At 67.5% G+C, this 8,827-nt stretch carries 8 protein-coding genes; 6 read left to right on the forward strand and 2 right to left on the reverse strand.

Going from position 1 to position 8,827, the window contains the following annotated elements:
- Positions 1-1,011: 1,011 nt before the first annotated feature.
- Positions 1,012-1,371: a hypothetical protein gene (locus ACZ7J0_RS32085; protein ID WP_470893296.1), complete on the forward strand. Its 360-nt coding sequence runs from the start codon at positions 1,012-1,014 to the stop codon at positions 1,369-1,371.
- Between the two features lie 393 nt (positions 1,372-1,764).
- Here ACZ7J0_RS32085 and ACZ7J0_RS32090 read toward each other — a convergent pair whose 3' ends face one another.
- Positions 1,765-1,917 carry a hypothetical protein gene (locus ACZ7J0_RS32090; RefSeq protein ID WP_470893298.1) on the reverse strand — a complete coding sequence of 51 codons (153 nt, stop codon included), beginning with the start codon at positions 1,915-1,917 and terminating at the stop codon, positions 1,765-1,767.
- A 299-nt stretch (positions 1,918-2,216) separates the two neighbouring features.
- Here ACZ7J0_RS32090 and istA point away from each other — a divergent pair, with 299 nt between their 5' ends.
- A complete protein-coding gene (istA, locus tag ACZ7J0_RS32095; RefSeq protein WP_470893300.1) occupies positions 2,217-3,446 on the forward strand; it encodes an IS21 family transposase in 1,230 nt (409 codons plus the stop codon).
- Positions 3,443-4,219 (forward strand): IS21-like element helper ATPase IstB, encoded by a 777-nt coding sequence (gene istB / locus ACZ7J0_RS32100; protein WP_470893302.1) that lies wholly within the window; start codon positions 3,443-3,445, stop codon positions 4,217-4,219. The genes istA and istB overlap by 4 nt, the downstream gene beginning before the upstream one ends.
- Positions 4,220-4,228: 9 nt before the next feature.
- Here the strand turns inward: istB and ACZ7J0_RS32105 are convergent, their stop codons facing one another.
- Positions 4,229-4,633, reverse strand: coding sequence for a hypothetical protein (locus ACZ7J0_RS32105; RefSeq protein ID WP_470893304.1), 405 nt, complete (start codon positions 4,631-4,633; stop codon positions 4,229-4,231).
- 158 nt (positions 4,634-4,791) lie between these two features.
- Between ACZ7J0_RS32105 and ACZ7J0_RS32110 the strand changes: the two genes are divergently transcribed.
- The 3 genes from ACZ7J0_RS32110 to ACZ7J0_RS32120 all read left to right on the forward strand — a co-directional run.
- Positions 4,792-5,724, forward strand: coding sequence for an alpha/beta fold hydrolase (locus ACZ7J0_RS32110; RefSeq protein ID WP_470893306.1), 933 nt, complete (start codon positions 4,792-4,794; stop codon positions 5,722-5,724).
- On the forward strand, positions 5,721-7,745 hold the full coding sequence (locus ACZ7J0_RS32115) for an AAA family ATPase (protein ID WP_470893308.1): 2,025 nt from the start codon (positions 5,721-5,723) through the stop codon (positions 7,743-7,745). The genes ACZ7J0_RS32110 and ACZ7J0_RS32115 overlap by 4 nt, the downstream gene beginning before the upstream one ends.
- The coding region (locus ACZ7J0_RS32120) for a WD40 repeat domain-containing protein (protein ID WP_470893310.1) at positions 7,745-8,827 on the forward strand (1,083 nt) is incomplete at its 3' end. The genes ACZ7J0_RS32115 and ACZ7J0_RS32120, both read left to right, overlap by 1 nt.

Genomic DNA, 8,827 nt, shown 5'->3' on the forward strand with positions numbered 1-8,827 from the left:
GGGGCCGGGGCCGGAGCCGGGGCCGGAGCCGGGTGTTTCACCCCTTCGGAGTGCTCCCAGGCGCTGGAGCTGGTCAGTCCCTCTACCGTCGAGGTGGTGGGGGACGGAGCTCGAGGAGGCTGCCATTAGCAGTCGCACCGCAGTATCCGCCATAGCCATCGCTGTCGCTTTGACCTGCCCAACGGCGGGCGTCGCGTACGCGCAGGACCTCGACTGCCGCGACTTTCTATTCCAGGAAGACGCCCAAGCCGAGTTCAACAGGGACCCAAGTGACCCCAACCGTTTGGACGAGGACCAGGGCCCGGACGACGGCATTGCCTGTGAGGTGCTGCCCAGGCGCAGCGGGACAGCCGTCCAACCTGCAAACCCGACCGCGATGCCGACCCGCGGTGCCCAGGTAGGCGTGGGCGGAGCTTCACGCCCGAGCGGCCTGGAAACCAATATCGGCCTCGGGCTCGCAATCGGCGGCGCCGCTGCAACGGCCGCCTATGTGATAGCGCGCCGTCGGCGCCGTGCAGCCGTCTGACCAAACCATCGCCGCAGCTTACGCGTCGACGCTCCGCGGATTCACACACGACCCCCCTCGTCGACAACTGCGGTCGGCAGCAATCGTACGGACCACGCAGGTCGACGGCGTCGTGGCTGCACGGGCCGGCGAAACGTACACCAATCCGTAGGCGGCGCCGACGGCGGTGAGATGGTCGGCGAACTGCCGGCAGCATCCGGCTTCAGCAGCTTGCACCCCCGATCCGCGCCCACTGCGCGACGGCGGCCGTCCTCACCAGTTGCTCTGGACGCGCAAGCCGATGACGACGAGCCAACCACTCCCCCGTCGACGGAACGCTCGACACGGTAAAGCTCGAGCCGACGCCCGCCGACTTCATCTACGCCCCAGGCACCGACCCGGGATCCCCCGGATACCGGCACGGCATTCCCGGCGACGGCCACGCCGACCTCGTCGCCACCCCCGCCGCGGCCAAGCTCTTGCTGTGAGGCGGTGTTGGGCTGTTCATGGGGCGGCAGACGGCCGAGCGCAGCAGCACGCCCGGCCAGGTGGGGCGCGCGCCGATGCCGCCGATCGACAACCCGGAGCTGGCGCTCATCCTCGCGGGCGTGCCTGACGCCCTGGAGGAGAGAGGCGGCGACCTGTACAGCGTCATCGTCAACGTCGCTGTCAACGCCTGGATGGCCGGCCATATCCACGGCGAGGACGGCTGCACCGGCTGCCAGGACAAACGGTCCACCGGCACCGACTGGCAGGCCCGTATGGACACCATCACCGCGATGCAGCCCGACATCACCAAGTGGTTCAACCGCGAGGTCTGGACGGCCGCCCTCAACGACACCGGCTACGGCGTCACCCGAACCTGACCCGCCGCCCTCGTGGTCATCCACGCCCCGGAGAGCAGACGACCGGCTGCCCTGCGACGGCTCGCCGGATACGCCTCGCCGGTCTCAGCCCCGAGACGGGCGAGGCCGGTGGGGGCGACGCCGCCCCGGTGAGGGATCAGGCTCGACCTCCGGTGAGGAGAATCCGCCCGGCACCACGGCTCGCTGCGCCGGCTGCTCCGCGACCGGGGCCGCGGGGGTGGGGCCGTACGATTTCATCGACACAGCTGCGCATGTAAGAGCCACGCGTAGGCGGCCGGCCGGCAGGCCGACTCGTTGGAACAGCTGCTGGATCACGCCGGCGCTGATGGGCGGGCCGAAGTCGTCGACGGCGGTGTTGCGGGTGACGAAGAGGTGGGGGTTGGAGCTGTCGGGCTAGCGCCGGTGGCGCTGGAGTTCCCACGCTGTGGCCAGGCGCAGGGTGAAGGCGTCGAGGTAGATGACGTGGTCCATGCGTCCGGCCCGGCGCAGGCGCAGTTGGCCCTTGCTGCGGTCAAGGTCGGTTCGCCGGAGGTTGTCGGCGTACAAGTGAACGTGCAGAGTCCCGTACGGCTGAACGTACAGGGTTCTTGCTGTGCCCGGTGTCGGTGACCGGCACGCTGCTGCCTGCTGTGTCCGAGGCGGTAGATAGGGGCAGCTGTGGTTCTGGACCCGCAGCGGTGGCTGGAGCTCCGGCGTTTTCGTGGTCTGGTGGAGTCCGGCGCGATGAGCGTGTCGGAGGTCGCCAGGGAGACCGGGCTGAACTGGCGGACTGTCAGTAAATATCTGTCGGCCGAGGGGCCGGCGGGGCCGCCACGGCGATCGGCGACGGCCAGACACGCAAGCGGGTGGTCGACGAGGTGGCGCCCCTGATCGATGCGATGCTGAGGGCCGAGGTCTTGATGAAGGCCGCGGTGATCCACGAGCGGCTGGCCAGGGAATACGGATTCACCGGCAATTACCAGCGAGTCAAGCTCTATGTCCAGGAGGCCCGCCCGAGGATCGCCGAGGAACTGGGCATCACACCGCGGGAGCTGGCGGGGATGCACCGCCGGTTCGAGGTGATCCCAGGCGCCCAGGCTCAAGTGGACTGGGGCGACGAGGGAAAAATCCTCGCTCACGTGGGAATTGAGAAGGTCTACTCCTTCCACATGGTCCTGTCGTACTCACGCGACCCGTTCTGCTGCTTCACCACCAGCCAGGACCTGCAGACCTTCTTCGACTGCCACCGCCGGGCCTTCGCGCACTTCGGCGGGGCTCCGATGACGATCGTCTACGACCGCACCAAGACTGTCGTCCGCCGCCATGTCGCCCCAGGCGAGGCCGTTCCGCTGCATCCGGAGGCAGTCGGCTTCGCAGGCCACTACGACTTCGACATCGACGTCCTGGCCGCCTACCGCCCCACCGGCAAAGGCCGCGTCGAACGCCAGGTGCTCATCGTCCGCGACCACGTCCTGTCCGGCCGGGCCTTCTCCTCCATCGAGGAGATGGACGCCGCGTTCACCGCCTGGGTGCCGCACCGGCGGGCCCAGATCCACAAGACGCACCGGGATGTCATCGGCGAGCGAGCCGCCCGCGATCACGCGGCCCTCCGCTTATTGCCGCCCACCCCGTATCTGGTGGCCGAACGGCATCTGCGGCCGGTCGGCAAGGACTGCCTGGTCGCCTTCGGCGGCAACCTCTACTCGGTGCCGGCCCGCAAGGTCCGTCCCCGGCAACTGGTGGAGATCCGGGCCACGAAGTCGCAGGTCATGCTGCACTCAACAGCCTCCGGCAACGGCGGGGAGACGCTGCTGGCCATCCACCCTCGGGCCGTCGGCCGCGGAGTCCGCGTCGTCGACGAGACACACTGGGACGGCCTGCCCACCGGCAAGGGACGCCGGACCACCACCGGCGACGTCCCCGCCCTGCCCGGCCGCGAGCGTCCAGGCAGCAGAGAAGCCGGATCGCTCCAGGCCCTGCTGAACCGGGCCGCGGCCACCCGCGTCGAGGTCGGCCGCCGACCGCTGTCGGTCTATGACGAACTGACTGGCACCTGCCCCTTCACCACCCGTTCCCAGAGCAAGGAAACGTCTTGAGCGAGCTGACCGGCAACCGTATCCGCACCACGGCCGCCAAGCTCGGCCTGCCCCACCTGGCCGAAGCCGTCAACGAGTACTCACGGCGGGCCGACGAGGCGAAGATGGGTTACCTCGACTTCCTGGACTTGGTCCTTTCCGAGGAACTGGCTGTCCGCGACGACCGCCGCTTCCGCCAGGGCCTGCGGCTCTCCCGGCTCCCGCACCACAAGACACTCGACGAGTACGACTTCTCCTTCCAGCCGGAACTCGATCCGCGCAAGACCAAGGACCTCGCGACCCTGTCGTTCGTGGAGGCCAAGGCCAACGCGGCCCTCCTCGGGCCACCCGGAGTCGGCAAGACCCCCATCGCCGTCGCCCTCGCCCTCGCGGTCGCGGCCTGCCGGCCTGGCTACTCGATCTACTTCACCAGCCTCGACGACATGGTCCGCAACCTCAAGACAGCCGAAACCGCTGGTCGGCTGACCAGCAAACTCGGCACCTACCTCCGGCCCAGCGTGCTCGTGGTCGATGAGGTCGGCTACCAGCCCCTCGAACGCGCTGAGGCGAACCTGGTCTTCCAGGTGATCTCGAAGCGTTACGAGAAGGGCTCGATCATCCTCACCTCGAACAAGACCTTCAGCGAGTGGGGCCAGGTCTTCGGCGACGAGGTCCTCGCCACGGCGATCCTCGACCGCCTCCCGCACCACTGCGAAGTCGTCGCGATCAACGGCCCCAGCTACCGGCTGAAGAACCGCCTCAAGGCCATCGAGCGCGAGACGGAAGTCGCCTGATCCAAAGCCTCAGGCCTGCCCCAGTTCCTCGCCTGGCGGGATGAAGGCATCGGCGCTGTCGGCATCGTCAACATGCCCGTGAGCATCCATCGTGATGGCTGTTGCCCGGCCCTGCGAGGTGATCAGCCACGCGAGCACCTGTTCAGTCAGCGGGGTCTTCCCGGGGCCCTCGTCCTTCCAATGCGCCCGCCACCCGCCTCCAGGCACTGCGGCTACGACCTGGTCGGCCTTCTCAAGGTGGGAGAAGTCCTCGTAGTCCGTGACGGGGCGCATGGCGCCTCGCTTGGGGTCGACGACAAGGGCCGTTCCGGTCGCCGGGTCCCACGCTTCCACCCGCACCATGCGGCCGATCTCAGTCTCGGTGCCATTGAAGATGGCGGTCCAGCCGGTTTGATTGAAGTAACGAAGAGCCACCGACCCACCATCTCGCACGGCAGTTACCGCGAATCGACGACTACTTGCTCTGCACGTTCATCCGTACCTACCTCTGCACATAGGTGAGTACGCCGACAGTTCGTCGCACGCGTCGTTCGCCGCACATACACAGGCGTCCGATATGTTACGTATGGGGCATGGAGCGGGGTGAACCGAGCCGTGCTGCCGAACTGTCGTCGCTGTCGCCTGTGATCATGGAGGGGCACATGTCGGCCATTGTGGGGGTGCACGGCATCGGTCAGCAGCAGTTGGGGCCTGCTCAGCTTGAAGCGACATGGAAGCCTGCCCTGCAAGATGGGCTGACCTTCGCCAGCGGTCGGCGTGTGAGCGTTCCCCCGCTGAGTATCGCCTTCTACGCCAATCTGTTCACCCAACGGCGTTCAGGCTCATCCGGCAAGGGGACGGAGGCGGAGCGGTGGCTGGAGGAATTGGAGGGGGACGAGCTGGACGATCTCGCGTCAGCCTCTGCTGAGGCGGTCACGGCACAGGAGATTGAGACGGCCCGCGAGCGTCCGGGGAAGCGGTACACGCGAGTACCGCTGGTACTTCAGCCGGTACTGCGGGCCATTGATCGCCGCTTTGGTCCCAGTGCGGGCGTGCTCTATGTCGGCGAGTTGCGCCAGGTGCGACGTTACCTGCGCGACCCGCAGCTCAAGGAAGCAGTCGATGCCGCTGTGCACGACGCCATCCCTGAAGACTGCAGGGTGCTCATCGGGCATTCCTTGGGGTCGGTTGTCGCCTTCGAGTTCATCCGGCGCCATCCTGATCATCCTTTGTCTTTGTTCTTGACCCTCGGCTCGCCCCTCGGTTTGCGTATGGTGCGCCGGCTGATGCCCGATCCTGGCTTCGGCGCGGCCCAGGGGCTGCCTGCGGCCACTGCCGCGTGGGTCAATGTGCGCGACCCCCGGGACCCGGTGGCCTGTGCGGGAAAGCTGGATGCGGCATGGCCAGGCGTGACTGAGGTTTCGTCCGTCGACAACGAGGGCGATGCCCACTCGGTGACGCGCTACTTGAGCAAGGAAGAGACAGGGACTGCTGTCCTTGCCGCTCTCCCCAGCCTTTCGGCATGACCGACAGGTCCGGCGGTGCGAGAATCCTGCGGCGTCATTTCGTGGCCATCGCCACATCGCAGTATGAAGACCATGACTTCGACTCACTTAACGTCGAGGGGGAAGTGCGCGCACTCCATGACTGGTTGTGCGGCGAGGAACTTGATGAGCGGCGCTTCGTTCAGCGCCACCCCCATCTGGCCAGCGATCCGGATGAGGACGCGATTCGGGCGGCGTTGAAAAACCCGCCTCCTGGGGAACGCTGGGGATGGTCGGATGCGGCCGTGGTGTTCGTCACCGGTCACGGCATCGTTGCCGACGGCCGCCACTGGATGGTTCTGCGCGAAACGGAATCGGATCGCGTTCAGTCAACGGCGCTGCGCACAGCGGACCTTGTGGCGTGGCTCGCCACAACCGATATCCAGCACCTTCTGCTCATCCTCGATCTGTGTTACGCGGGGCAGACCGCCACAGAGGTCGCGTCGTTCGACAGGGACATTCCGCAGACGTGGCTGGTCCTGCCGAGTGCCACCAAGAACCAGGAAGCAGTCGCTGGTGCGCTCACCTCGGCGATCAGCAGTTTTCTGCAGGAACTGGGCTCGGCTGAGGGCCAGAAGTACGGGCTCGACCCCTTCTTGGACGTCACCTCGTTCCTGCAGGCCGTCGAAGACAGGCTTGGACCGGGCCAGCGTCTAATTCCCTTGGCCGGCAGCCAGCGCGCGGGAAGTCACCAGTGCCTGCCCAACCCCCACTACCGTGCTGATGTGCGTGCACCCCTTGCCGCGGAGCGCAGTGACCTCGCCCTGCCTCTGGAGGACCTGTCCTCGCACTGGGATCCTCGTTCCCGCGGCGTCGCGCACGGCGAGGAGTCCGGGTGGCTGTTCACCGGACGCGCTGCTTTGATGAAACGCCTGATCACCGCTGCCACATCCGGCGCTGGTGTGCTGATCGTGGCGGGCGGCGCCGGCAGCGGGAAGTCGGCTGCCCTGGCGCGTCTGGTCACGTTGAGCGACCCGGTGTTCGTCGACCGCTTCCGAGAGCAAGTGGAGGCCATCGAGAACGATCTACGTCCCCCTCCAGGGGCGGTCGACGCGGCCGTCGTCGCCACGGGCAAGACCGGCCATGAGATCCTCAGGCAACTGTGCCAAGCATTCAGTGTGCCGATCCCGGGTGCGCCGTACCAGCAGGCGGGGACGGAGGAGTTGCTTGCCGCGTGGCAGGGGTGGCTGAGCGGTCAGGACAAGCCCCGCACGATCGTCCTCGACGCCCTCGACGAGGCCAGCGACCCGTCGCGAGTCCTGTCCGAAGTGCTGGCGCGGCTCGATTCCAACAGCGCACATCGCCGGGTGCGGCTCCTGCTCGGAATCCGGTCTGTCGGCGGCGGCACGACCGGCCATGGCGGGCCAGCGGAGCCGGGGGGCGGGCATTCACTTGCTGAGATCGCCCAACGTCTGCTGGGCGGGCAGCGCATCCAGGTCGACGAGTCTCCCTGGTGGCAGCAGCAGGACGTGGCTGAATACGCCACGCACATCATTCGGTCCGTGCCGGGCTGTGCCTACTCTCCCACCGAGGCCGTAGCGGTGGGGCAGCTTCTGGCCGCGAGCGGTGGCAAATCCTTCCTGGTCGCTCGTATTGCTGCCACGTCGTTGGCCCATCGCTCCGAGCGCGCCACCCCTCAGGATCCGGGTTGGTTGTCCGCCGTCCGCGACGGCGTTGTCGGTGTGTTCCGCGAAGACCTGCTGACCACCCTTCCCGACTCTGCCGACCGGGAGCGGGCGATCCACTTGCTGCGGGCCCTTGCCTTCTCGTACGGGCGTGGGCTTCCCTGGCTGCACATCTGGCCCATTGTGGCCAACGCTGTCGCCGGCGAGGGAACGGACCGCTTCGGTGACAGTGATATCGCTTGGCTGCTGGGCACGCGTCTGTCTGCCTACCTGGTGGCCGACCGGGAGGACGGCCAGACTGTCTACCGGCTCTTTCACGAAGCGCTGCGGACCACCTTGCGTGAGCGCTGGCGCGAGTTGATCACCGAAGGACGCTGATGAGCTTCCCGGACGAAGGCCATGACCGCGTCATGGATGAGGTGGAGAGGGTTGAGCAGCGCATCGCGCTGCGGTTGGCGGCCCAGGCGCGTGACGATCTGGCCGGAATGCGGGTGCCGCCGCTGTACGTGCGGCGTCATGGAGCTGAGCATGCGAGCGCCGGAGGTGTCCTGGGGGAGGTGTTCACCCCTGATCTTCTGCCGTTTCTTGATCCCGACCGATTTCTCCAGCTGCCAGCTGCGGCACGCCAGGCGGCCGCCAGCAGACGGACGGCCGAGTTGTGGCGGGTCTTGCGGCGCGTAGCGCATGCATGGGACTTCGAGCAGCCGGATGTCAATGCCGGGTCCTTGGAGATGTGGGCCGCCGCCACCGGCACCGCGCTCCCTGAAGGGGGCACCGGGCAGTTCTGGCGGGTGCGGTGGGCTCTGTGGCCGACGAGTGCGGGTGAGATTCTCGCGCACACGGGCGCGGTAGAGGCCGTCGGTACCAGCCTGCTGCCGGACGGTCGCACTGTCCTGGCCAGCGGCGGCTGGGATCGTCTTGTGCGCGTGTGGGACCTCGGCACTCGACGGCCGGTGGGCGATGCCCTGGCCGGGCACCGGCGGGCGGTGACTTCCGTGGTGATCGGCCGGCTGCCCGACCGAAGCGCCGTGGTCGTCACGGGGAGTCAGGACGGGACGGTACGGCGGTGGGAGCTTGCCACAGGCCAGCCCTTTGGCCAGGCCCTCTCGGGGCACACCGGGACGGTGACCGCGGTGACGACGGCCTCGTTGCCTGACGGCCGGACGGTGGTCATCAGCGGCGGACATGACGCCACGGTGCGCGTATGGGACCTGCAAACAGGCGAGCCGGCCCTCGAACCTTTGACAGGTCACGACGGATGGATCACATCCGTCACCACCACAACCCTGCCCGACGGACGCACCGTAGCCCTCACCGGCAGCAGAGACACCACACTGCGCGTATGGGACCTTGAAACGGGTGAACCGGCCCTCGAACCTTTGACAGGTCACGACGGATGGATCACATCCGTCACCACCACAACCCTGCCCGACGGACGCACCGTAGCCCTCACCGGCAGC

The organism is Streptomyces sp. NPDC038280 (assembly GCF_055600045.1).

Bases quoted from the DNA above. Each gene is read 5' to 3' on its own strand.
- ACZ7J0_RS32115 (WP_470893308.1), top strand. From the start codon at position 5,721: ATGACCGACAGGTCCGGCGGTGCGAGAATCCTGCGGCGTCATTTCGTG.
- ACZ7J0_RS32110 (WP_470893306.1), top strand. From the start codon at position 4,792: ATGGAGCGGGGTGAACCGAGCCGTGCTGCCGAACTGTCGTCGCTGTCG.
- ACZ7J0_RS32085 (WP_470893296.1), top strand. From the start codon at position 1,012: ATGGGGCGGCAGACGGCCGAGCGCAGCAGCACGCCCGGCCAGGTGGGG.